At 56.4% G+C, this 20606-nt stretch carries 28 protein-coding genes; 11 read left to right on the plus strand and 17 right to left on the minus strand.

Annotated elements, in window-relative coordinates; genetic code table 11:
* Positions 1–172 precede the first annotated feature (172 nt).
* The 3 genes from JZX87_RS22905 to JZX87_RS22915 form a co-directional block, all read right to left on the minus strand.
* The gene (locus JZX87_RS22905) at positions 173–343 is read right to left on the minus strand and encodes a DUF2934 domain-containing protein (RefSeq protein ID WP_148142945.1); all 171 of its coding nucleotides are present in this window, start codon (positions 341–343) and stop codon (positions 173–175) included.
* 367 nt (positions 344–710) lie between these two features.
* Positions 711–2843 (minus strand): catalase, encoded by a 2133-nt coding sequence (gene katE, locus JZX87_RS22910; protein ID WP_206828204.1) that lies wholly within the window; start codon positions 2841–2843, stop codon positions 711–713.
* A 69-nt stretch (positions 2844–2912) separates the two neighbouring features.
* The gene (locus JZX87_RS22915) at positions 2913–3413 is read right to left on the minus strand and encodes a YciE/YciF ferroxidase family protein (protein ID WP_206828205.1); all 501 of its coding nucleotides are present in this window, start codon (positions 3411–3413) and stop codon (positions 2913–2915) included.
* A gap of 632 nt (positions 3414–4045) precedes the next feature.
* Between JZX87_RS22915 and JZX87_RS22920 the strand changes: the two genes are divergently transcribed.
* A complete protein-coding gene (locus JZX87_RS22920) occupies positions 4046–4243 on the plus strand; it encodes a hypothetical protein (protein ID WP_206828206.1) in 198 nt (65 codons plus the stop codon).
* A gap of 159 nt (positions 4244–4402) precedes the next feature.
* Here JZX87_RS22920 and JZX87_RS31465 read toward each other — a convergent pair whose 3' ends face one another.
* Positions 4403–4909, minus strand: coding sequence for a TetR/AcrR family transcriptional regulator (locus JZX87_RS31465; protein ID WP_286195012.1), 507 nt, complete (start codon positions 4907–4909; stop codon positions 4403–4405).
* Here JZX87_RS31465 and JZX87_RS31850 point away from each other — a divergent pair.
* A complete protein-coding gene (locus JZX87_RS31850; protein ID WP_353654241.1) occupies positions 4805–5185 on the plus strand; it encodes a hypothetical protein in 381 nt (126 codons plus the stop codon). The genes JZX87_RS31465 and JZX87_RS31850 overlap by 105 nt on opposite strands.
* Before the next feature lie 215 nt (positions 5186–5400).
* On the opposite strand, the gene pdxR is transcribed toward JZX87_RS31850, so the two are convergent.
* Positions 5401–6846 carry a MocR-like pyridoxine biosynthesis transcription factor PdxR gene (gene pdxR / locus JZX87_RS22930; protein ID WP_286195013.1) on the minus strand — a complete coding sequence of 482 codons (1446 nt, stop codon included), beginning with the start codon at positions 6844–6846 and terminating at the stop codon, positions 5401–5403.
* 80 nt (positions 6847–6926) lie between these two features.
* Here pdxR and JZX87_RS22935 point away from each other — a divergent pair, with 80 nt between their 5' ends.
* On the plus strand, positions 6927–7643 hold the full coding sequence (locus tag JZX87_RS22935) for a pyridoxamine 5'-phosphate oxidase family protein (RefSeq protein WP_206828209.1): 717 nt from the start codon (positions 6927–6929) through the stop codon (positions 7641–7643).
* A 676-nt stretch (positions 7644–8319) separates the two neighbouring features.
* Here the strand turns inward: JZX87_RS22935 and JZX87_RS22940 are convergent.
* From JZX87_RS22940 to JZX87_RS22960, 5 genes are all read right to left on the minus strand, one after another.
* Complete coding sequence (locus JZX87_RS22940) at positions 8320–9519, minus strand: M20 aminoacylase family protein (RefSeq protein ID WP_206828211.1); 1200 nt, start codon at positions 9517–9519, stop codon at positions 8320–8322.
* Positions 9520–9591: 72 nt separating this feature from the next.
* On the minus strand, positions 9592–10386 hold the full coding sequence (locus tag JZX87_RS22945; protein WP_210298061.1) for an amino acid ABC transporter ATP-binding protein: 795 nt from the start codon (positions 10384–10386) through the stop codon (positions 9592–9594).
* On the minus strand, positions 10383–11309 hold the full coding sequence (locus JZX87_RS22950; RefSeq protein ID WP_206828213.1) for an amino acid ABC transporter permease: 927 nt from the start codon (positions 11307–11309) through the stop codon (positions 10383–10385). Before JZX87_RS22950 ends, JZX87_RS22945 begins: the two co-directional genes overlap by 4 nt.
* Positions 11306–12193 (minus strand): ABC transporter substrate-binding protein, encoded by an 888-nt coding sequence (locus JZX87_RS22955; protein ID WP_183687039.1) that lies wholly within the window; start codon positions 12191–12193, stop codon positions 11306–11308. Before JZX87_RS22955 ends, JZX87_RS22950 begins: the two co-directional genes overlap by 4 nt.
* A 65-nt stretch (positions 12194–12258) precedes the next feature.
* The gene (locus JZX87_RS22960) at positions 12259–13242 is read right to left on the minus strand and encodes a substrate-binding domain-containing protein (protein WP_148142953.1); all 984 of its coding nucleotides are present in this window, start codon (positions 13240–13242) and stop codon (positions 12259–12261) included.
* A 103-nt stretch (positions 13243–13345) separates the two neighbouring features.
* On the opposite strand from JZX87_RS22960, the gene JZX87_RS22965 reads away from it, so the two are divergent.
* Positions 13346–14671 carry an aminotransferase-like domain-containing protein gene (locus JZX87_RS22965; protein ID WP_206828215.1) on the plus strand — a complete coding sequence of 442 codons (1326 nt, stop codon included), beginning with the start codon at positions 13346–13348 and terminating at the stop codon, positions 14669–14671.
* 256 nt (positions 14672–14927) lie between these two features.
* Positions 14928–15176, plus strand: coding sequence for a lysozyme (locus tag JZX87_RS32060; RefSeq protein WP_502711332.1), 249 nt, complete (start codon positions 14928–14930; stop codon positions 15174–15176).
* Between the two features lie 341 nt (positions 15177–15517).
* Here JZX87_RS32060 and JZX87_RS22970 read toward each other — a convergent pair whose 3' ends face one another.
* Complete coding sequence (locus JZX87_RS22970; RefSeq protein WP_148142955.1) at positions 15518–15856, minus strand: ribosome modulation factor; 339 nt, start codon at positions 15854–15856, stop codon at positions 15518–15520.
* 115 nt (positions 15857–15971) lie between these two features.
* Between JZX87_RS22970 and JZX87_RS22975 the strand changes: the two genes are divergently transcribed.
* The 3 genes from JZX87_RS22975 to JZX87_RS22985 all read left to right on the plus strand — a co-directional run bounded on the left by JZX87_RS22975 (position 15972) and on the right by JZX87_RS22985 (position 17252).
* The gene (locus JZX87_RS22975; RefSeq protein WP_148142956.1) at positions 15972–16184 is read left to right on the plus strand and encodes a hypothetical protein; all 213 of its coding nucleotides are present in this window, start codon (positions 15972–15974) and stop codon (positions 16182–16184) included.
* Between the two features lie 68 nt (positions 16185–16252).
* Positions 16253–16720 (plus strand): hypothetical protein, encoded by a 468-nt coding sequence (locus JZX87_RS22980; protein WP_206828217.1) that lies wholly within the window; start codon positions 16253–16255, stop codon positions 16718–16720.
* Between the two features lie 352 nt (positions 16721–17072).
* Positions 17073–17252: a hypothetical protein gene (locus JZX87_RS22985; RefSeq protein ID WP_206828218.1), complete on the plus strand. Its 180-nt coding sequence runs from the start codon at positions 17073–17075 to the stop codon at positions 17250–17252.
* A 182-nt stretch (positions 17253–17434) separates the two neighbouring features.
* On the opposite strand, the gene JZX87_RS22990 is transcribed toward JZX87_RS22985, so the two are convergent.
* The gene (locus JZX87_RS22990; RefSeq protein ID WP_183687111.1) at positions 17435–17590 is read right to left on the minus strand and encodes a hypothetical protein; all 156 of its coding nucleotides are present in this window, start codon (positions 17588–17590) and stop codon (positions 17435–17437) included.
* Between the two features lie 324 nt (positions 17591–17914).
* Between JZX87_RS22990 and JZX87_RS22995 the strand changes: the two genes are divergently transcribed.
* Complete coding sequence (locus JZX87_RS22995) at positions 17915–18193, plus strand: hypothetical protein (RefSeq protein WP_206828219.1); 279 nt, start codon at positions 17915–17917, stop codon at positions 18191–18193.
* Positions 18194–18269: 76 nt separating this feature from the next.
* Here JZX87_RS22995 and JZX87_RS23000 read toward each other — a convergent pair whose 3' ends face one another.
* The 4 genes from JZX87_RS23000 to JZX87_RS31855 are packed head-to-tail and all read right to left on the minus strand — an operon-like array spanning position 18270 to position 19506.
* Positions 18270–18545 (minus strand): BON domain-containing protein, encoded by a 276-nt coding sequence (locus JZX87_RS23000; RefSeq protein WP_206828220.1) that lies wholly within the window; start codon positions 18543–18545, stop codon positions 18270–18272.
* Between the two features lie 50 nt (positions 18546–18595).
* On the minus strand, positions 18596–19000 hold the full coding sequence (locus tag JZX87_RS23005) for a hypothetical protein (RefSeq protein ID WP_206828221.1): 405 nt from the start codon (positions 18998–19000) through the stop codon (positions 18596–18598).
* 18 nt (positions 19001–19018) lie between these two features.
* On the minus strand, positions 19019–19261 hold the full coding sequence (locus tag JZX87_RS23010; protein ID WP_206828222.1) for a hypothetical protein: 243 nt from the start codon (positions 19259–19261) through the stop codon (positions 19019–19021).
* 59 nt (positions 19262–19320) lie between these two features.
* The gene (locus tag JZX87_RS31855; protein WP_353654242.1) at positions 19321–19506 is read right to left on the minus strand and encodes a hypothetical protein; all 186 of its coding nucleotides are present in this window, start codon (positions 19504–19506) and stop codon (positions 19321–19323) included.
* A 152-nt stretch (positions 19507–19658) separates the two neighbouring features.
* Between JZX87_RS31855 and JZX87_RS23015 the strand changes: the two genes are divergently transcribed.
* Entirely contained in the window at positions 19659–19850 is a 192-nt protein-coding gene (locus JZX87_RS23015; protein ID WP_206828223.1) for a hypothetical protein, read from the plus strand.
* Here the strand turns inward: JZX87_RS23015 and JZX87_RS23020 are convergent.
* Positions 19844–20059: a hypothetical protein gene (locus JZX87_RS23020; protein ID WP_206828225.1), complete on the minus strand. Its 216-nt coding sequence runs from the start codon at positions 20057–20059 to the stop codon at positions 19844–19846. The two genes, JZX87_RS23015 and JZX87_RS23020, sit on opposite strands and share 7 nt — an antisense overlap.
* A 142-nt stretch (positions 20060–20201) precedes the next feature.
* On the opposite strand from JZX87_RS23020, the gene JZX87_RS23025 reads away from it, so the two are divergent.
* Positions 20202–20405, plus strand: a complete 204-nt coding sequence (locus JZX87_RS23025) for a hypothetical protein (protein WP_148142964.1) — start codon at positions 20202–20204, stop codon at positions 20403–20405.
* Positions 20406–20606: the final 201 nt, after the last annotated feature.

The following is a 20606-nucleotide window of genomic DNA, read 5'->3' on the forward strand; positions in this document are numbered from 1 at the left end:
CGCTCTGCTGGTCCACCGGATGATCAGCAATGCAACATCGGTTTCAGCGCGCGAGCCTTGCGCTATCTGGCTTTGCAGTCGATGAAGTGAGGTTTAACATACTCAGCTTGAGTAAGAAATTCACATGCCACGGCGGGTGAGGTCATCACCCGCCTAGTCATCTACATATAGATTACTCGTCGTCGTCCCATGATAGGTGTTCAGGTCCGGTTCCCCTGGGTCGAGCATCCCATTCGGCACTAGCCTGGGACCAATGCTCACACTCTTGGCCGTCAGGCTGACCAGCTTGCTCCCATAAATCGTAGGCGCGACGGGCAATCCATTCGTCACGATTTTCGTCCATCTCAACCTCCCTGCAGGAAAAACGAGGTTATCCTCGCCAACCAAATTGTTGTCATCCTCAATCTGCTGATCCGATCAGAACCGCGAAGGCTATTATACCCCGGCGCGACACCTCCCAAAGGAACAGCGGGCGTAGAACGTTGGCGTCTTTGGGTGGGTTCCTGACGATAGAGAAAATCAGGTCGAGGGTACGATGCCGTACCGACGCGGCCACAGATTTTTCTCCGCGGCACGTGGCTCGCGTATGGGCCGATCGCTAGAGAAGTGCGACGCCGGGAGTCTTACGGCGAATCTGGCGGCCATCCCGGTAGCGATGTCGACGTCAAAGATATCGGCGCGAGCCTATGACCCGCGCCGAATGATTGTGTTTAAGCTGCAGTTGCCGATGCCGAGCCGAGCTTTACTGACGGCTCACGTCCCCAGACGCGAAGCTTGCCAAGCTCTTCGACAAAACTTGCCACAGTCGTGCCGCCGGAGAGCTCCAGAACACCCTCGTCAACGTCCTCCGCGATCCCGGCCTTTTCGAGCAATGGCAGGGCAACGTCGCTGTAGCCGATGAACTTGCAATGTTGGAACGCGTCTGCCACGAAATCCCGTGCTGTCGCCTCCTTCAGCAAATCTTCCAAACCTGGATCGGATGGAAGGAGTGCGACAGCATCAAAGAGCACCGAGGGGCCACCGTCGATCATATGGTGCGCCTCGATGAAGCTGCCGTCGGAAGCTGTCACGCCGCCGACCTTTGGTGCGATGAGCTCGACCAAGCCCTTTTCTTTCAAGACAGCGCTCGTCAGAGCCGTCAACAGTTTTGCATCGACACCGTCTGTAACGAGAATGCCCAGCTTGCGTCCTTCGAAACGCTTCGGCCCACGATCGACGATACTGAGCGCCGGAGACGGCTCAAGATCTTGTCGTGTTGCCACGGCCGCCGGTGCTGCCTTTGGCATGGCGGCCATTCCCAACCGATGAGCGACCTCGGAAGCGAGCGTCTCATCGATGTTGATCAGATGGGACACCATGCGCTCGCGGATCGCAACTGTCTCGACTTTGCTGAGTTCGAAGGTGAGCGCCATGATGATATGACGCTGTTCCGGCGGTGTTTGGCTGATGAAGAACTGTCGCGCCTGGCTGTAGTGATCCGCGAAACTTTCGGGACGAAGTTGCACCTTCGCGCCTGACTCCTCCGCTGGGAAGTGGCGATAGCCGCGCGATTTGCTTTCCCGCGGACCTTCTCCGAACGAGTTCGGTTCGTAATTCACCCGCCCGACTGGATTGCGCATTGCCATGTGACCGTCCTGCTGGAAATGCGCAAAGGGGCACTTGGGGGCGTTGATCGGCAGATGGGTGAAGTTTGGGCCGCCAAGCCGCTTCAGTTGCGTATCGAGATAGGAGAAGTTACGGCCCTGCAAGAGCGGGTCATTGCTGAAACCGATGCCCGGGGGAACGTTCTGCGTCATGAACGCGACCTGCTCTGTCTCGGCGAAGAAGTTGTCCGGCATGCGGTCCAACACCATTCGCCCGATCGGCTGTACAGGCAAGACCTCTTCCGGGATGATCTTGGTCGGGTCGAGGATGTCGAAATCGAAACTGTCGGCGAAGTCCTGATCGAAGAGCTGGACCCCGAGCTCCCATTCCGGAAAATTGCCTGATTGGACTGACTGCCAGAGATCGCGACGGTGGAAGTCAGGATCCGCGCCATTGATCTTAACCGCCTCGTTCCAGGCGACCGACTGAAGGCCGAGCTTCGGCTTCCAGTGAAACTTTACAAAGGTGGACTGGTCCTTGCCGTTGATGAAGCGGAACGTATGAACCCCAAATCCTTCCATGAAGCGCAGCGATCTTGGTATGGTCCGGTCGGACATGATCCACATGACCATGTTCATGCTTTCAGGTGTCAGACTGATGAAGTCCCAAAAATTGTCGTGCGCCGTTTGAGCCTGCGGGAAGGCGCGATCCGGCTCCTGCTTGGCCGCGTGGATGAGATCAGGAAACTTGATGGCGTCCTGGATGAAGAAGACCGGGATATTGTTGCCGACCAGATCCCAGTTGCCTTCTTTGGTGTACATCTTGACGGCAAAACCGCGGACGTCGCGCACGAGATCGGCCGAGCCTTTGTTGCCGGCGACCGTGGAAAAGCGGACGAAAACTGGTGTCGTCTCACCAGCCCGCTGGAACACGTCTGCCCGGGTGTACTTAGCAAGAGACTGATACGTCTCGAAATAGCCGTGCGCACCATACCCGCGCGCATGCACGACGCGCTCTGGAATTCGCTCGTGATCGAAATGGAAGATTTTTTCTCTGAAATGGAAGTCCTCCATCAAAGCGGGTCCGCGAGGACCTACACGCAATGTGTTCTGATCGTCGGCGACCGGAGCGCCTTGCGATGTCGTTAGCACTTCGAAGCCATCTTCGGCCGTCTGATGAAGCTCGCCACCTTGGCCACGCGTGAGAGTTTGATCGTGGATGGTGACTCGATCCGTTGATGATTGTGTCTTCTTGGCCATTTGCCCGTCCTCAGGTTTAAGAAACAGAAAAAGGCCGCCTTGCGGGCGGCCTCTCGTCATTCCGGTCAATCAGGCAGCTTTCTTGCCCTTGTCGTTGGCGGAAGCTTTTGCCAGTGCCTTCAACTTCTTGTCGGTCGCCACTTCTTCCGACAAATTCTGTTCGAGTAGCGGCACTGCATCCTTCAGGCCGAGCTGTTCGGCCCATTCGATAAGGGTGCCGTAGCGCGCGATCTCATAATGTTCGACGGCCTGAGCAGACGAGATGAGACCGGCATCGAGCGCTGGCGATCCCTTGAACTCCTCGATGATCTCTTCGCCTTCGGCGATGATGCCCTGGATGGCTTCGCAGGTCTTGCCGCGTGCCGACTTGCCGAGAAGCTCGAACACCTGCTCAAGGCGCTCGATCTGTCCCTGAGTTTCTTCGCGATGCTGCAGGAAGCCTTCTTTCCCCTCCTCAGACTGCGAAGCACGCGCCATTTTCGGCAGCGCCTTCAGGATCTGCTTTTCTGCAAAGTAAATGTCTTTCAGCGTGTCAAGAAACAAGTCGTCGAGTGTCTTGGCGTTTGCCATATTTTACTCCATCGATTTTGAAATGATGCGTGTGGCGCCGACTGCGGCGCCGCCGCTGACGGCGTGGAATGTCTCATACGAATGAACGGTTCCCGTACGCCACCGTACCATGAACGCCGACCTGCGGCGTCTCGCCAGCTACCTCCCAACGGCGCGAGCGCCGGAGGCGCAAGATCATCGTGTGATCCCGATCAGAAAGCCGACGAAGACCCCAATCCCGACTGCCTGCTAGGGATTCCTGCGGATTTGAAAGCGAACTTCGTCTGCCGCCCGGTACCGAAGAGTATCGACCTCTTCTCTCAGTGCCGACAGTGTCTCCTTCGGCTCAACATAAGGGTCGTTACGATGTTCAAGAACGGAATTCAGCGCCTGATCGACTCGTGGCGCATCCGAAGTGTGGAGCGGACCGGGAACTGGCGTAGAGGGACTACCAGCCGATACTGGAATGGCCGGCTCCTTCGTTTCTAGATCCTCAACTCGTACGGGTGAGCTGAGATTAGGGTCGTGTGTCATAGCGCTCTTCTCCTCCTCGCGACGCCGCGGCGTTAATCCACTGCCTTGGACTAAAGAGGCTAAGCACTGATGCTGACAATTGTTCCACATGCTGACGCGGCATTCTGCGGACGTACGGTATGGGCGCGTTTAGTGGTAAGGGGTCGACCAGTGCGGGACTGGACCAGCTTCTCGAGCGGATGGAGCGTGCTGAGTTTGACCTCATAGCTGTTGGTCGAGCGCTCATTGCTGATCCTGCCTGGGTCAAGAAGGTAAGATCGGGTGATTGGGCAGAGATTAAGGGCTTCGACGCTGCCACACTTGCTGAACTGGTGTGAGCTGTAGTTGTATTTCTGCAGTGGCGGACTGACCAGATTTGGTCCACGTAAACGTGCCTAACGCCGCTGCGAAGGATAGCAGCTCCGCTAAGTGCGGCCAGCCACTTTGGACTGGTCGCACTTAGCTCGCGGTATGCATCCCTGATACTTGACGGCGTTTTACACAGCTGGTTTGAGTGGCAACGTCGCGCGAATCCCTGCTATGACTTGGTCGACGACCCGCTCTAATTCGTCACGCGTCGCACCGTCTCTAGCCTGCACGGAAAGCCCCTGCAGCACGGTCACGAGATAGCGGGCGAGGGTCTCAGCGCGAGCCGTATCCATCCAGCGAAGCAGGGCTTGGGAGATTTCGTGCCGCATATCGTCTCGCCGCGCGGTCAATTCTCCAACTAGCTCGGAATGTTCTGGCGCACTCTGCAGCATTCCACTCGACACCATACAACCTCGTTCCCCCTCAGTTGATGTCACCGCGGCCACTGCGTTGCGCAGCATGCTCTCGACAGCTTGTGGCACATCTGTCGCGACGCCGAGATCGGTCAGTGCACCCTGTATCCCAAAATAGTGGTCCAGCGCCTCACGGTACAGTCCTGCTTTGCTGCAGAACGCGGCGTAGAGACTCGGCGGAGCAATGCCAAGACAACGTGTGTTGAAGAAAAGCCCGTACATGATTCGTTAGTTGCCGCGGCGTGCAAAAACTGGGAGATCAACAAGGCGCATACCAATGAGGATGTCGGGATCATCGAGGCAATCGTGAGGGACGGGATGAAATCCGGCGAATTCCGAGCCGCGGATCCAAGGCGTGAAGCTAGAAACGTAATGACTGCGTTCACGCCATTCTATCACCCTGTGCTCGTTGAACAGTCGGTCCGCGATGGCAACGATACCGGAGCACGTCTTCACGACCAGATCACGTTCTTATTAGGGCGCTGGCCGGTTCCATAACTGGAGGGCATCATCAGTTGTAAACGAATGCTGGCTACCCGTGGAATGCCCTAGCAACCGTATGCGCTGGTGCCCAATTCCTATCCCCTCGGCGAAGGCTTCGGGTCGATGGTTGAGACTGGGAGAGTTGGTTGATGCGGGATAAACTATGGACCCACCTAACTTTTTGTTTTTGCGATTCCGGGAACTCAGAGCTGAGAAAGTCAGCTTCTTTTCTACTCAACCAATTTTCTTGCGGCTCGCGCTAACGAACTTGCAGCCTCCGATAGGACTTCAGGCGCAAAACCAGAGAAGCCGAGAACGAATGCTTCGATGCCGGTCGTCACGGTTTGCGTCTCAGACAATAACAACGCCTCGACCCCAGCCTCGGCGCGGATCTTGCGGCCAGCGCCACTCGCAAGGTTTGAAGCTAAGCGGACAATCATATGCAAGCCCTGCTCAGGCACAATGGGTGTGAGCACACCGGCAGCTTCCTCGATAAGGATCCTTGCAATCCGGTCGCGCGAGTGGCGGTATTGCTTTCGCATTCGGCGCAGATGGGCCGAGACGGTGCCATTGGACATTAGATCCGCGAGGGCGTCCTGCATAAACGCGGGCGGAAACCGGTCTATGGCGGCGCGGGCAGCCAGGACTCGGCCGAGAACGTCCGGCGGCACCACGACGTAGCCAATCCGTAATGCAGGAAACAAGGTTTTTGCAAAGGTTCCGAGATAGATTACCCTCGTGGATGAAAGGCCGGCAAGCGCCGTAAGCGGTCTCCCGGTATACCGGAATTCGCTATCGTAGTCGTCTTCCAACACCCACGCGCTTGCATTTTCGGCCCAGTCGAGAAGTTCTACGCGACGGCTCATAGACATCCTGACCCCAGACGGGAACTGATGCGAAGGCGTAACATACGCTGCCTTCGCATCAGGTGCGCGTTGGCGGCCAGCACGAATATCTAGCCCTTCTTCATCTACATTAATGGGAACGGGAACGGCACCAGAAGCCAAGAGTGTGGTACGAGCAGCCGCATACCCGGGTTCTTCCATCCAGACACGGTCTCCGGGCTCAACCAGTGCATCCATGCATAGACGTAAACCGTGCTGAGTGCCGCTGACTATAACAATGCAATCAGGATCGCAGCGCAAGCCTCGGTCGATCGCGAGGGCGGCGGCAATCTGTCGGCGTAAATGCAGGCTGCCACGCGGATCCCCATAGCCGAGATCGAAGGGATCAGCGTCAGAAATACGCCGACGACTAGCTGCGGCCAGACGGTTAAGGAGCGCCGGTTCCACACGTGGCTGACCAAGCGCAAACGGTTTCTTAGGACCGGGAGGGGAGCGGGGCTCAATCACGGGCGTTACGTTAATGTTTGCCTGCAGAGGCGGGACGGTGGCGACAAAGGTGCCGGAACCGTGGCGGGCTTCGGCAAGTCCGTCGCTCACCAATAGCTCATATGCAGCTACGATGGTATTGCGGCCGATACCGATCTGACGCGACAGAGCCCGGCTGGACGGCAGAGCCGTACCGGAGGGTAGGAGGCCGTCGAGTATTGCTATGCGTAGCGCGCTATGCACCCGCTGCGCTTGATTACGGATTAACGGATCGAGACGAAGCTGTTCCATCGGGCCGGTCGCAATGACCGGTCCGAAAGTTTCGAGCTTTGAGGTGGTTGGCATGTTTTGTCTCAAACTGGACCTAGATGAAACCACTCTACCTGTGTGAGGTGGTCACAACAATCATTGTGAGGAACCGGTTCATGCCCCAGCAGCCTTCAGTAAACTACCCCGTTGATCCCATAAACAAGGTCAAACGTCGCCATGATCGCGGCTTTTACGATCAAGCCACGGTGCATCAACTGCTGGATTCCGCCGCGCTTGCTCATGTCTCCTACGTGATCGATGGGCAGCCCTTCTGCACTCCAACTCTCTTCTGGCGCGAGGAAACGCGTCTCTATTGGCATGGCAGCAGTGCGAGCAGGATGTTACGCAATCTTTCAAAAGGGGAGCCTGCATGCCTTACCGTCACACATTTCGACAGTATCGTCTTGGCGCGCTCGGGCTTCAACCATTCCGCCGATTACCGCGCGGTGATGGCTTTCGGAAAGGCTCGCCTGGTGACAGATGCGCTCGAAAAGGATCGCGCACTGACGATGATGGTGGACCGGTTCTTCCCAGAGAGGACTGCTGGCCTCCGAGCGACGACTAGACAAGAGACGAAGGCGACGGCGGTGATCGTAATGGAAATCGAAAAGGCTTCAGCCAAGATCCGTGCGAAAGGCGTTATTGATGACGAGGAGGATTATGCCCTGCCTGTCTATGCCGAACGCCTGCCAATCCGCACGGTGATTGGTGGCCCCGAGCCCTGTCCCCGCACTAGGCCTGGTGTTGAGCGCCCGACGACGCTTGGGTCATATCGTGAGGGGCGGCTTCTTGAAGAGGCTTTGCTAGAAGCCCACGGGCTCACCTACGGCTAAAGCCCCGCAAGGCCCCATCAGCTTGAGATGGACGTCGGTGACGTGGCACGCTCACTTGCAATGATGACGCCAGCGCAGGCGCAGGGACCGATCCTAAGCGTAGGAAGGGCGGCAAGACTTGTTGCTCGATGTTCGGCCGAGGCTCATCGGAACGAGGACATGGGTTACCGCAACATTGCGCAGCGTCTCATCGATGCGCAATAATTTGATCCTGATCGACTAAATCAAAGAAAACTTGTTGCCCGTCGCCATGATTTTCATGTGGTTATCAATAACTTGGAGTATGCTGAAACGTCAAGTTGGCCGGATTGGTTTATGGCAGAATGCAGCTTTGTATTCCTCGTGCCGATTACTATGCACCACCGTGATGATCTGATGGAAGCTGAGGGAACGTGACGCTACTGGAAGCGAGCCCCATCCTGCGGTGCCTGACGTAGATCACGAAGAATAGCATGCACCCGGCGCGATACTCCAGATAGATATAATAGCGATGCGCCAGCTGCGATCAGACAGTACTTCTTATGGTGTTGAATACCGGGGCAAGCAGATGGGAGCTGCTCGACCCATCGCTGTTGCCGTCGACCGAAATCAGCAAATGGATGAGCCCCGATCTTCCCTACATAAAAAGCAGGCCAACGATGTCGGCCTGCCTTGGGATTCGCTGCCACCTGATTCGTCACGCGTTCAGATAACGTTCCGCCAGCCTTGCCCACATGGCCGCGCCGATCGTTAGGCTTTCATCGTTGAAATCGTATTTCGACGAATGCAGGATCGGTGAGCCTTTGCCGTTGCCCAGACGCAGGAAACTGCCGGGGCGGTGGTGGAGGAAATAGGCAAAATCTTCGCTGCCTGGAAGCGGCGGGCAGATGGACACGTTGTCGCTGCCGACCAGTTCCTGCGCTACTTCATTGGCAAAGGCGGTTTCCGCTTCGGAGTTGATGACGACCGGATAACCGTATTCATATTCGATGTCTGCCGTCGCGCCATGGCCTTCGGCCACGCTTCCAGTCAGCTTGCGAATGCGCTCCTCAATAAGCTCCGCCACGGCTGGGTCGAAATAGCGGACGCTCATCGAGATCTTTGCAGTGTTCGGGATGACGTTGGACGCTTCGCCCGCATGAATGGTGCTGACGGTCAGAACGGCTGTCTCGGTCGGATCGACATTGCGTGATACGACTGACTGCAGCGTCATGACGAGATTGCATGCGATCAAAACCGGGTCTATCGTCAGATGCGGACGCGATGCATGGCCACCCTTGCCGTTTATGGTGATCCTGACCGTGTTGCCGCCCGCCATGATCGCACCGGGCCGTGTCAACAGCGCCCCCGCCGGCATGCCCGGATGGTTGTGCAGGCCGAAGATGGCATCGATCGGAAAGCGCGCGAACAGCCCGTCGGCGATCATTTTCTGCGCACCGCTTTCCTTGCCTGCCTCTTCTGCCGGCTGGAAGATGAGTGTGACCGTGCCGTTGAAACGCCTGGTGCGGGCCAAATATTCGGCAGCACCCAGAAGCATGGTCGTGTGGCCGTCATGGCCGCAGGCATGCATTTTGCCGGAAATCGTGCTTGCATATGAAGCGCCGGTTTCTTCCAGAATAGGAAGCGCATCCATGTCGGCGCGGATGCCGATGCTTTTCGTGCCGGTGCCGTTTTTCAGGGTGGCGACAACACCGTGGCCACCGACGTTACGACTCACTTCGTAACCCCAGCCTTCCAACTTGTCGGCCACGTAGCGTGCCGTCTGTGCCTCCTCGAAGGAGAGTTCAGGGTGAGCGTGCAGATGATGGCGGGTTGCCTTCAGTTCGGCTTCCATCGCGTCGAAATCGGCAACGCGGGCATATAGATTGTCTTTGGGCAGATTGTCTTGGGTGGGCATCGCTTATCCAGACTTTTCGAAATCAAACAAAAGACCCCGGCGTTTCGGCCGGGGCTAGGCGGGGAGGAGCTTCTAAAGGAAACGCGACAGGAAGGCCTGCGTGCGTGGATGCTGCGGGTTGCCGATCACCTCTTCCGGCTTGCCCTGCTCGACGATGACGCCACCATCCATGAAGACCACGCGGTCGGCAGCCTCCCTGGCGAAGCCGATCTCGTGGGTAACGACGATCATGGTCAGGCCCTGTTTCGCCAAGTCCTTCATCGTCGCCAGCACTTCGCCGACGAGTTCCGGATCGAGTGCGGAGGTCGGCTCGTCGAACAGCATCAGTTTCGGCTTGATCGCCAAGGCACGGGCAATCGCCACACGCTGCTGCTGGCCACCGGAAAGCTGGCGCGGATAGTTATCCGCCTTTTCCAACAGGCCGACGCGCTGCAGCAGGCCTTTCGCCGTCTCGATGGCTTCCTTGCGGTTATGGCCATGAACGCCGACCGGAGCCTCGATGATGTTCTGCAGCACCGTCATGTGCGGGTAGAGGTTGAACTGCTGGAACACCATGCCGATCTTGCGGCGCTGCTTGGCGATACCATTGGCGGAAAGCTTTTCCAGTCGGTCGTTCTTGACCCGGTAGCCGATCTGCTCGCCATCCACCTCGATAAAGCCCTTCTGGATGGCTTCGAGGTGGTTGATGCAGCGCAGAAAAGTCGACTTGCCCGAGCCGGACGGCCCAAGGATCACCACGACTTCTCCGGACATGACATCGAGATCGATCCCTTTCAGGACTTCCAGATGCTCGTAGGCCTTGTGAACGTTGCGGGCCTGAACGAGAGGCTTTGTATTAATGCCATCTGATTGAACAAATGCGGTCAATGGCTTGCCTCCTCGGTAACTGCGACCGGTTTTGGGGCGCCGGCATTACGACGGTCGCTACGGCCGTAGTAAGCTTCGATATAGTTCTGACCGATATTGAGGATCGAGGTGATCAGCAGGTACCAGAGAACAGCCACCAGCAGCATCGGGATGATCTCGAAGGTGCGGTTGTAAATCGACTGTACGGAGTAGAGCAGGTCGGCCATAGCGATAACGCTGACGAGCGAGGTCGCCTTGATCATGCTGATCAGCTGGTTGCCGGTCGGCGGTACGATGGAGCGCATCGCCTGCGGAATAATGATCCGCCACAGGGCACGCGCCTTTGTCATGCCGAAGGCTTCCGCGGTTTCAGCTTGTCCACGATCGACCGAGATGAGGCCGCCACGGATGATTTCCGCCATATAGGCCGCTTCGTTGAGCGCAAGGCCGACAATCGCCGCCGTCATCGGGGTGATCACCGAATTGGTGTCCCAGCTGGCAAGCGTCGGACCGAAAGGAATGGCAATCGACAGGTTCGGAAACAGCGTCGACATGTTGTACCAGAAGATTAGCTGGACCAGCAGCGGCGTGCCGCGAAAGAACCAGATGAACAGAGAGGCAAAACCGCTCGCCAGCCGGTCGCTCGACATGCGCATGATGGCTATGACGAGACCGACGATAACGCCGAGTATCATGCCGACGACAGTCAAGCCAAGGCTGACATAAAGCCCCTGGATGACAGTCGGGTCGAAGAAATACTGGGCGACGACCGGCCAGCCGAAATTCTCGTTATTGGCGACAATCCAGCCGAAGTCGACGACGACGATGGCGATCACGAGCCAGAGAAGCAGGCGCCAGGTGCGGAACGGCGTGTGGGCGGTTGCCACATCGCGAAAGTCAGCAGCGCCCGAAGGCGCTGCATTGGTTGTGATATTGGTGCTCATTTCGGAAGCTGTCCGCCGAGGTTGATGCCGGGTTCCTTGATCATGTTGTTCTCAAGGCCCCACTTCTTCATGATCTTGGCATAGGTGCCGTCCGCCATCATCACCTTGAAGGCGTCGACGAAGATCGGGCCGAGCGGCGAACCCTTCGGCACGACGGCGCCCTGGAAGATATCGCTGAAGCCGTTGCTCTGGCCGACGCCGGTCAGTTCCAGCTGGCCGTTGGCCTGGGAGACGAAATAGGTGAGCGGTGCCTGAGACGAGAAGAACGCATCGGCACGCTTCGAGCGGACCGCGAGGATCGAGGCGGGCTGGTCGGTATAGGACTGCACTTCGACGGCGGCCTTGCCGTCGGCCACGCATTTGTCGGACTGGACCTTGATCACGCGTTCGGCCGAACCGCCGGCCATGACGGAGACGCGCTGGCCGCAGGAGGTATCGAGCGATGTGATGCCCTTCGGGTTGCCCTTCAGCGTGGCGAAGACGACGAATTCCTGAACCCAGTCGACGAAATCGTTGGCGGCTTCGCGATCCTTGTAGTCACCCACCGGGCCGAAGGCGAACTGGTAACGGCCCGAATTGACGCCGGCAAGCAGAGCCGGCAGACCACCGACGGTTGCGTGTTCGATCTTGACCCCGAGAAGCTGGCTGAGCGCGTCGGTCAGGTCGGCGCTGGCACCCGTCATGACCGTGCCGGTGACGATTTCATAGGGAGGGAACGAACCGTTGTTGACGGAAATCATCTTGCCGGCGGACTTGATATCTTCCGGCAGGCGATCATGCAGTTCCTTGTTCACTTCCAGCTTGATGGAAGCATCCTGCGCCTTCGCAACGCCGGCAAAGGCAATGCCGGCGAGCGCCAGAGCGATGAGTTTCTTATGCGACATGTTCATTCCCCTTTTTAGGTGACGTTTTTATCTGATGAAGTGACGTCTGTTGCAGTGTTACGGTTTCAGGTTATCGATAAACCGATACGGCTTCCGTCGGTGTCGTATGCAAAAAGCTCTTCAGGCGTCATGTGGCGTTTCATGATGCCCTGGGCATGCAGTTCGCCGGCGAAGTCATCAATCATCTTACGGTTGACGGCAAAGCCACTGGCGTCCCAGCCCTTTGGCAGATCGCGCGAGGTTTTCAGCACCTCGTCGAACATCCAAGGTGTGGTCTCGGCATATTTGCGGCGCTTCTCGGTCCACATTTTCTGCGACTCGTCGATCAGGCGACTGACTTCGGCGATCGCCCACGGGTTCTCGGCAACGATCCCGGCCTTGATGCCGATCAGGTGCATGCCCGGGACGTAACCGACATCATCGAAATAGCGCTGTTCCTCGTCGCGGAAATCCGACAGGACCTGGCGGAAGGGCGAGCCCGGCTCGAAATAGCCGTTCGGCATGAACGGGGTGAAGATCGCATCGAGACCACCGTCACGCAGAAGGTCCACCATCGGCTTCTCTCCGGGACATGCTTCGATAAGGCCAGGCTGGCCAAAGCCATCGAGGCGGTCGGTGATCGGATGCGCCTCGGTCAGGCGGCCAGCATACCACATGGCGTCCGTGACCTCGACACCTTCACGGCGAATGGCGGCGCGTGTCCAGGTATTGCCGCTGTCGCGCCAGCCGGTCACGCCGATGCGCTTGCCCTTGAGCTGGCCTAGTGTTGTGATATCGCTATCGGCCATGGTCATGATGCAGCGATGGCGGAAACCGCGCATGATGAAATTGGGTATGCCGACGACACTGTCATCGCCGTCATGGCGCAGCTGCGAGTAGCGGCTGAACGACATTTCGGCCGCATCGTGGTCGGGATCCTTGCCCACATGCGAGACCAGCGTACCGATGCGGTCGACCTCAAGGTCGAGCTTATCGGAGGAGACGTCACCGAGAACCAGCGGCGTCATGTAGTCCCAGTCACGCAGTGCAATTCTAAGGCGCAGTGTCATTCGAGCTACTCATGTCAGAAAATGCTGATGTACTGAGATTAAAATGTTCATTTTGAAATGATCAAATGTTATTACGTTATTGAACATTAAATCTGGTGATAAAATGAGCGACGCCTATAATTCGACTTGGTTTGCCGAAAAATTAAGCGACCGTACAATTCGCGGAATTGCCTTGGAAACCAGTGCGTTGATCCGTGCCGGCGCTCTGCCGGTTGGCGCGAAATTGCCTCCAATCCGTGACCTGGCATTTTCGCTCGGCGTCAGCCCGGCAACCATTTCCGAGGCCTGGAGCGACCTTCGCAGGCAAAAGATCATCACTGGCAGGGGGCGGAACGGTACTTGGGTGAGCGGCGATCGCTTCATCGCCAAGCCTGAACGGCTGGCGAGTTCGGGACATTACGGCGCCGGCGCTCTAGATCTCACCATGGCCGTGCCGGACCCCGCCTTGCTGCCGCCGCTCGAAAGGGCGCTTGCCTACGGTGCTTTAGCGCAAAACCTCAACAGCTATGAACGCAGCCGAATTCTGCCGGAACTGGAGGCCGAGGTCCGCAAGACCTGGCCGTATGAGGCGGAGGCATTTCTGGCGATGAATGGCGGCTATAACGCGGTCTACACTGCGATCCACGCATTGGTGACGCCCGGCGCGCCGGTGGCGATCGAGGAGCCGACCGCCATGCGTCTGCTCGATATTCTCGAACATCAGGGCGCCCGCATCATTCCGGTGAAATGCGACGAGCAAGGGCCGCTGCCATCATCATTGAACGAAGCTATGCTCTATAAGCCCGTCGTCTTCCTGTTCCAACCCAGATTGCATTCGGTTACCGGCAGGACGGTAACTCCGGAGCGGCTTGGTGAGCTTGCCGACGTCTTGCGCTACAGCGACGCGGTGATCATCGAGGATGATGGTATGGGCGACATCTCGTCCGCGGAACGTCATTCGCTTGGCCGGGAGTTTCCCGACAGGGTTATTCATGTCCTTTCGCTGTCCAAAACGCTTGGGCCGGACCTGCGCCTGGCTGTGTTGTCGAGTACCAAGGCAATCGTCGAACAGGTGCAGTCCTATCGCAGTTTCAGTGCTGCCTGGACCAGTCGGGTTCTACAAGCCGCCGGCACATGGCTTTTGCGTCAGCCTGAAACCGCAGACTGCATCGCCGCGGCCAGGATCACCTATGACGAACGGCGAAACAGGCTTGCAGACGCTCTTCGTGAGCGTGGTCTGACGGTCCAAGTGGGGCACGGTCTGGCTCTATGGGTGCCCGTGGAATCGGAACCCTTCGCGATGGTGACGCTTGCTGCTCGTAATATCGCGGTTAATTCGGGCAGCAAGTTTTGCGTGGGCAGTAGCGCGAACATTCGGGTGGCAACCTCGATGCTAAAAGAAGGGTTTGATGAGGTCGCCCATGCAATTGCTTTGGCGCGTAGTCCATAAGCGCGCGCTGACGGCGCCTCAACAAAGGGGGGTTAGGCCTACGTTGCCGAGGCCTATAGAGTTAGCGCCGGCTGTGGGACGTTCCCTCTTGCCAAAAAAAGGGTTGGGCCATCTATGGATTGAATAGCCAGTCTAACCCATCGACTAGCGTCGTACTACCATATCAAACAGGGTACCCTGATTTTATCAGATCCGCCGAAAATATCAATGAAGACATTCAAATAAAGAGTTGTTTTTAAACGAAGATCTGAAATTAGTGCCTACCGCATCAACAAGAGCCTTAGCCTTCATAAAGAAGGCTAACAGCGAAGAACTGACCGCCTACTACTGCCCCGCTGGTGTCCCGACGATTGGGTTTAGAAACACAGAGACCGTCACTAAAGTCGATGGTCAGCGAAAGCAGACCATCACCAAAGCCGAAGCTGAACGCCTATTGCGCGACGATCTAGCTGGCTTCGGACGGGATGTTGCCACACTCGTCAAAGTCCCGCTCACCGATGATTAAATCGGGGCGCTCGTATCCTTCGCTACAATCTAGGACGGGAGCGTTGGCATCGTCTCCGTTGCTACAGCGGATCAATATGAGGGCGCCTCTGAAAGACATTGGAGCCTGTTGGCTTCAATGGAACAAAGCCCGTGTTAATGGCGCCGTGACCCCGCCACGAGGGCTGACAATCCGCCGTCAGGCGGAATATGATCTGTTCAAGTCGGCGGTTCAGTGATCGGGGCTTTTCCGTCCACATAGCCGAAGCGGTCAGTCATCCAAGTCTGGACGACGTAAACCGACGCAAAGATCGCGATTGAGAATAAGGAATGTTGTTACGAGTGGGCGGCGTTCTAGAAACTTCATGAAGATCGAACGTTGTCATTCTGGATCGGTTCCCCGTCCGCTTGGGGCGCATAGCCCAGCAGCCATATTTCCATTCGCTCCGGGTTCTGGTCGTGAACGAACGGACACCGTGTTGCCGTTTCCCCGCGTTCGCCAGCTTCTCTTCCAAGATGAAAGAGATGGATGCGTTCGATAGCGATTAGATCGTCAAAATCGACTGCAGCATAACCGTCATGCCATGCGCTGCGCTCAGTTCCGGCGTCACGATAAGGATTTGTCGCTTGCGGCATGCCGATTCGTCCGGCTCTGCGCCCTTCATCAAAGCACTTCGTGTAAATCACATCATCTTGCGACATTTGAGCGATCCGCGTTGAGGATGCAGCTTAACCGAATAAAGTGACTTTCGTTCCAGCCGATCGCATCGATTGTGCGGCTTAAATAGCTAAAACACTAGCTATTGAGGCCCGATTTATGGCTGTTGCCCAACTCGTTTTATCTATCATCAAATTCGAGGCCGCAGTCATGTCCTGCGACTTTCAAAGCCAGGAATTGGACGCAGGGCAGGGCTATACCTTCGCCTCTACATCTAAGAAGTATCTGATCATCACCGCATTGGTTGACATCTACGTCGCATTTTCGAGCGGTGCAGCCGCCCCGAATGCCGCCGTTACTCCGCGCATCTAGATCGCTGCCGGTCAATCGTTCCCGTTCTCCATTCGCTCAGCCGTGAAAGAAACGATCGTATCAGCCTGATGGGTGGACTTCGGTCTAGGTTTCGGCTTCTCGAACGTCGGTTTCTGAAGCCCGCTGGCGCTGCGTTAGAGCGACTTCGCCCGCTGTCTTACATCAAGGCACTCGGCAATGAATACAGTGGTGGTCAGGGTCTCGGTGCAGCTTCACCGGCTGTCGGCGGCACGGTCCACGGCGTGGCATATGAAGACATCACGGATGGCAGCTTCCAACTGTGGTTTCCGCACTATGGCGCATCGGCTGGTTACGGCGAATGCTCTACAGGCGGAACCGCCACGATCGATGCGTCGATCAAGTGGATCGATGCGACCGGTGTCCAGAGGATCACAGTTCTTCAAACCAAAGCCGGTGCAAACGTCGCTTCAGCTAGCGCTTTCCCGAATGCGACCAGTGACAAGAAGGCGCGAACGGTGCAAACTTCAACGTCGCGTCCAAGATCACTGGTGCGACGGCGGTCAATGCTGGTGTGATGCTTGCGACTGGTGCTATCTATCTGAACAAAAGCCGGTTGGAGCTTGGGTGCTGGCACCGCACGTACAGCGCAAGGCGTTTATTCTCCGGAACATAAGCTAAAAGCGGCGGAAATCCGTGAGCTGTCCACTGATCCAAGCCATCAAATCCTGATTACTTCATCGATCTCCCTTGCGAGCATGGCAAAAGAATACTCGGTCAGCATCGCACGCGGAACAGAGACAAGGAATGCGTCGTTGAGATTAGCAAGAATGGCGGCAACTATGCTTCCATGAAATACGGCATCAACCTTGCGACAGGCGCTGTGCCCGCACAACCGGCGATGATGGCACTGCACAGGTTCATCGAAGCATGACGGTGACACAAGATGCTGGTGGATTTTGGCGCATGGTGGTCCGGATCGCTTATGACGCGACGATGCCAGCTGATCCGTTCCTGTTCGTTAGAATGTCTAACGATACAGCCGGAACGACCACCTACACCGGTGGCAACACTTCCACCCTGAAGATTTGGGGCTACGACGTCCGCTAAAACGCGGTTCCGAAGACGTAGACGTATGCCTCCACGAGCACCAAATAAGCATACATTACAAAGTTGTAGATCGTCAGGCGCATCGTATGGCTCCGTTAAGCTGACCTAGCATAGAGCCTCCGGTGACGGGCGATATATGATCTTCGGATCGTGGGTGAGCAGCAACCAATTCTCAGAATGCTTTACGACTTCGGGTTTACCACCTCTGAAGCGGGCGCATCGTTGATCTCACCGGGCGTCTGGAAAAATGTGTAATAGCCCGCAAGCATGAGGCCCAACACAAAGATTGCAGCGACGAAAATGTACATGCGCGAACGTGCTTGGCTTCCAGTGCTCATCGTTGATCCTTGCTGTTTTTGACGACGCAAAAACGGACGACGCCCATATTAGTTGCCTAGCTTAGCCCGCCGATTTCATAAATACCAACACGCCACAGAGACAGGCGAGATTAGCCGCCTGTCAGCCAACCTTTTCCCTACAAAATCATATTTTCAGAAGATTTTTTCAAAGGCCCAAAATCCTTTCGCTCCACCCATCTGATCTGAAACCCCGCCAGCCGAGGGCAAGCTAGTTCGCGATGCAAACGCCCTCGAATGGCTGAACAAAGGTGAATTCCTAGCTGACGAAGCCAAACGCTCATTCGAGCGGAACAAGACTATCGCGTGCCGGGACGCATTCTGGCTGCACTTACGGCATTGGAGAGGGGTATAGCTGCGAGGAACGCTGATGCCACCGAACTGAAGCGGACCACAGCTAACACCGCCGCGATTTCCACCGTCTTCACGGACGCTGTTAAGGCTGAAGAAGCTGAACAGATCGATGATGCCGAAGTCCGCACCGAAGCTCTGAAGACGCTGCACGGCTTGATGACAGATGAGTATGTGCCTCACGCCATTCTCGCCGATATCGCGAAATACATCATCGAGAGCCGTCTCGGCTGATCATCGAGCCACAGCCTGAAACGAGAAAGCCCGCGCGCGTTATGGCGGGCTTTCGTTTATTCGAATACAGCGCCGATTAGGCGGCAGCTTCGCCGACGATGATGATGCGGGACAGAACGCGGTCATAGCCGACGATTTCACGGGCGACGCGGAGGGCGCGGGCCTGATCGCTGGATGAGTGAACAACGCCTTCGAGCACGATGTAATCGCCTGTCACTTCGACCGATAAATCTCTGCCGTCAAAATTGGCGAGATAGCTGAGTTCGGTTTCGATCGCCGTCTTCTCCATGGAGATGCCGTGATCGCGGGCGAATTCGAAAGTGGCGGAAGGCTGAAGGGTCGAAAGAAACATTTTGTTGTCCTCGAACATGAATGCACGATGAACAAACCGTTGTGCGACGTTTATGTTCCTGTCGCGATGAGACTATTTTCTTGTCGCATCCTGAGTGCATCGATCGATGCGGCGAAAGTGTCGTTGGCACGCGCCTCTAGCACAGCCGCATCGCCGGTATCGAACTCCAGGTCCAGCGCATCGATCGTGTGCCACGCTTCGACATGCTCCATTCTGGCGGCACCAATCCGGCTGGTGAGCTTTTGATTTAACGCAGCAAGAACCTGCGCATCGGCAATCAAGGTGGCGATCGTGCGTTCGTTCTGTTCGACAGCGCTGGTCAGAACGACATTGCGTTGACTGAGGTTGTTGATCTCAGCCGATGAGACGCGGTGAGAGATGTACCAGCCGCTACCAAGGACGACGACAGCGATGATAAGGGCTATGATTGCGTACAGGTGGAATTGGGCGAACATGCCTATGTGGCGGCAATGTCATTCATCGCTCACGCGCATTGAGTCCCACATGACCTCCTTCAAGGACGTTTCACTGATAGAAGCGACGAGACCGGATTTTTGTGACATTGCGTGATTGCGAACCGCTAAGCAATGCTCTTCCATCGGCGGTCCACCGCCCTTGACAGGATCGACGTGCAGACTGGACTTTTTCACATCGAGATAAAAGAAGAGGCAGATTAGGGCGAGGGGTGAGAATACGCCCGCAATGAAGTCGCCCACTTCGGTCAGATCGCCTGTTGTGAGGAACGACCATTTCTTCCGCTTCCGCGTGTGGCCCCTCAAAGGCGGCAGGATCTTCGTGAACCAGAGAACGTCTTTTTGCCGATGTAGGCCCGGTTGGTGTGCCGGTCTCGGATTATGTAAACGAACCCGACGTAATCGCCGATATCGGCGCTGGAGAACGGCTCACCTTGGTAGGTCCACAATATGCGTCTTCTCCAAACGCATATTTTATCCCGCCCCATTATTCACGTTGATAAGTAAGCCTAATGTATGCTCTTCGAATATTCGCGGTAAGCGCCGCCAATCTCCACTCCGATGCAAGCCTTTGGTACGATATCGTACCGCAACGCCGGGGGCGTCCGCGCGTTATCAACGCGAACGCGGGAGTGGTAAGTTGTCAAAGCATATTGATAAAGCTGATTTGAAAATAGAAGGCGCTCAACAGGTGATGACGATCACTGATTTTGCGCTAAAATATAAACTGACGAGCGATGAGCAATTGCGTCTGACCAAGCTATTCGGGATGTTCGCTACAAAGCAAGAGCTTCTGATGAACGCCCGCATCAAGTCCCGAATTCGTCACTGACAGAGATGGAGGTCGATTGGCTTCAGCATGGCTTTGAGTTCTTCAGAGCCGCGAAAACCGGCAAGCCAAAGATTCACCAGATCGCACGCCAATTCGTCCAAGCTCCCATCAGGAGCCACGATGCCGCGATCCAAGCGCACATCTTCGAGTACCGTCCTGAGCAGATCAAGATCGGCTGTTTCTAGCGCTTCAAAAGCCGTGGAGTACATGCAATTGCCCCGTTTTCCATGGCGAACCGTAAGCGGAAAGATGCGAGACGTTGCAATAGCTTACAAGTGATTGTCCTCATCGATGTTGACTCCATCGCATAATGAGAACATAACAGGAACATAATCCTATTTGGAGGCTGTTATGTCCGCTGTTCACCGCGTCGAAGAAGTTGAGATCGATCAGGCTCAGGCAGTTTTGGATGCCTTCGGTGGCAATGCGCTGGCGGCTCTGCGATCGGTCATCGCCGATGCTGAATTCCTGTGTGAGCAGCTTGAAACGGCAAGCCTGTATCTCAGCCATGGTGCTGCTCGTGGCTGGACGCCATCGTTTCAACGAGAAGGATAATGGAAACGATCGAAGCTGTCCTCGAACAGTTGCGGGTGCTCGATGCGAACAGAGTGACGCTTGTCAGGCCGTTGTGACGGACAGGACGCAAACGCTCAGCACACCAACAGCAACGAACACAACTGACATGACTGCCAAGATCAAACTGCGATATCTCGTAACAGGCTTTTGCGGTTGTTGGGCTTTGGTCGGCTGGCCGCC

The sequence above is a fragment of the Agrobacterium sp. Ap1 genome, from assembly GCF_017313375.1.
GTDB classification, from domain to species: Bacteria; Pseudomonadota; Alphaproteobacteria; order Rhizobiales; family Rhizobiaceae; genus Neorhizobium; species Neorhizobium cellulosilyticum.

Excerpts from the sequence above, each read along its gene's own strand:
- JZX87_RS22905 (WP_148142945.1), bottom strand. The coding sequence starts at position 343 with ATGGACGAAAATCGTGACGAATGGATTGCCCGTCGCGCCTACGATTTA.
- katE (WP_206828204.1), bottom strand. The coding sequence starts at position 2,843 with ATGGCCAAGAAGACACAATCATCAACGGATCGAGTCACCATCCACGAT.
- JZX87_RS22915 (WP_206828205.1), bottom strand. The coding sequence starts at position 3,413 with ATGGCAAACGCCAAGACACTCGACGACTTGTTTCTTGACACGCTGAAA.
- JZX87_RS22920 (WP_206828206.1), top strand. The coding sequence starts at position 4,046 with ATGGGCGCGTTTAGTGGTAAGGGGTCGACCAGTGCGGGACTGGACCAG.
- JZX87_RS31465 (WP_286195012.1), bottom strand. The coding sequence starts at position 4,909 with ATGTACGGGCTTTTCTTCAACACACGTTGTCTTGGCATTGCTCCGCCG.
- pdxR (WP_286195013.1), bottom strand. The coding sequence starts at position 6,846 with ATGCCAACCACCTCAAAGCTCGAAACTTTCGGACCGGTCATTGCGACC.
- JZX87_RS22935 (WP_206828209.1), top strand. The coding sequence starts at position 6,927 with ATGCCCCAGCAGCCTTCAGTAAACTACCCCGTTGATCCCATAAACAAG.
- JZX87_RS22940 (WP_206828211.1), bottom strand. The coding sequence starts at position 9,519 with ATGCCCACCCAAGACAATCTGCCCAAAGACAATCTATATGCCCGCGTT.
- JZX87_RS22950 (WP_206828213.1), bottom strand. The coding sequence starts at position 11,309 with ATGAGCACCAATATCACAACCAATGCAGCGCCTTCGGGCGCTGCTGAC.
- JZX87_RS22955 (WP_183687039.1), bottom strand. The coding sequence starts at position 12,193 with ATGTCGCATAAGAAACTCATCGCTCTGGCGCTCGCCGGCATTGCCTTT.
- JZX87_RS22960 (WP_148142953.1), bottom strand. The coding sequence starts at position 13,242 with ATGACACTGCGCCTTAGAATTGCACTGCGTGACTGGGACTACATGACG.
- JZX87_RS22965 (WP_206828215.1), top strand. The coding sequence starts at position 13,346 with ATGAGCGACGCCTATAATTCGACTTGGTTTGCCGAAAAATTAAGCGAC.
- JZX87_RS22970 (WP_148142955.1), bottom strand. The coding sequence starts at position 15,856 with ATGTCGCAAGATGATGTGATTTACACGAAGTGCTTTGATGAAGGGCGC.
- JZX87_RS22975 (WP_148142956.1), top strand. The coding sequence starts at position 15,972 with ATGGCTGTTGCCCAACTCGTTTTATCTATCATCAAATTCGAGGCCGCA.
- JZX87_RS22980 (WP_206828217.1), top strand. The coding sequence starts at position 16,253 with ATGGGTGGACTTCGGTCTAGGTTTCGGCTTCTCGAACGTCGGTTTCTG.
- JZX87_RS22985 (WP_206828218.1), top strand. The coding sequence starts at position 17,073 with ATGACGGTGACACAAGATGCTGGTGGATTTTGGCGCATGGTGGTCCGG.
- JZX87_RS22990 (WP_183687111.1), bottom strand. The coding sequence starts at position 17,590 with ATGAGCACTGGAAGCCAAGCACGTTCGCGCATGTACATTTTCGTCGCT.
- JZX87_RS23000 (WP_206828220.1), bottom strand. The coding sequence starts at position 18,545 with ATGTTTCTTTCGACCCTTCAGCCTTCCGCCACTTTCGAATTCGCCCGC.
- JZX87_RS23005 (WP_206828221.1), bottom strand. The coding sequence starts at position 19,000 with ATGTTCGCCCAATTCCACCTGTACGCAATCATAGCCCTTATCATCGCT.
- JZX87_RS31855 (WP_353654242.1), bottom strand. The coding sequence starts at position 19,506 with ATGGGGCGGGATAAAATATGCGTTTGGAGAAGACGCATATTGTGGACC.
- JZX87_RS23020 (WP_206828225.1), bottom strand. The coding sequence starts at position 20,059 with ATGTACTCCACGGCTTTTGAAGCGCTAGAAACAGCCGATCTTGATCTG.
- JZX87_RS23025 (WP_148142964.1), top strand. The coding sequence starts at position 20,202 with ATGTCCGCTGTTCACCGCGTCGAAGAAGTTGAGATCGATCAGGCTCAG.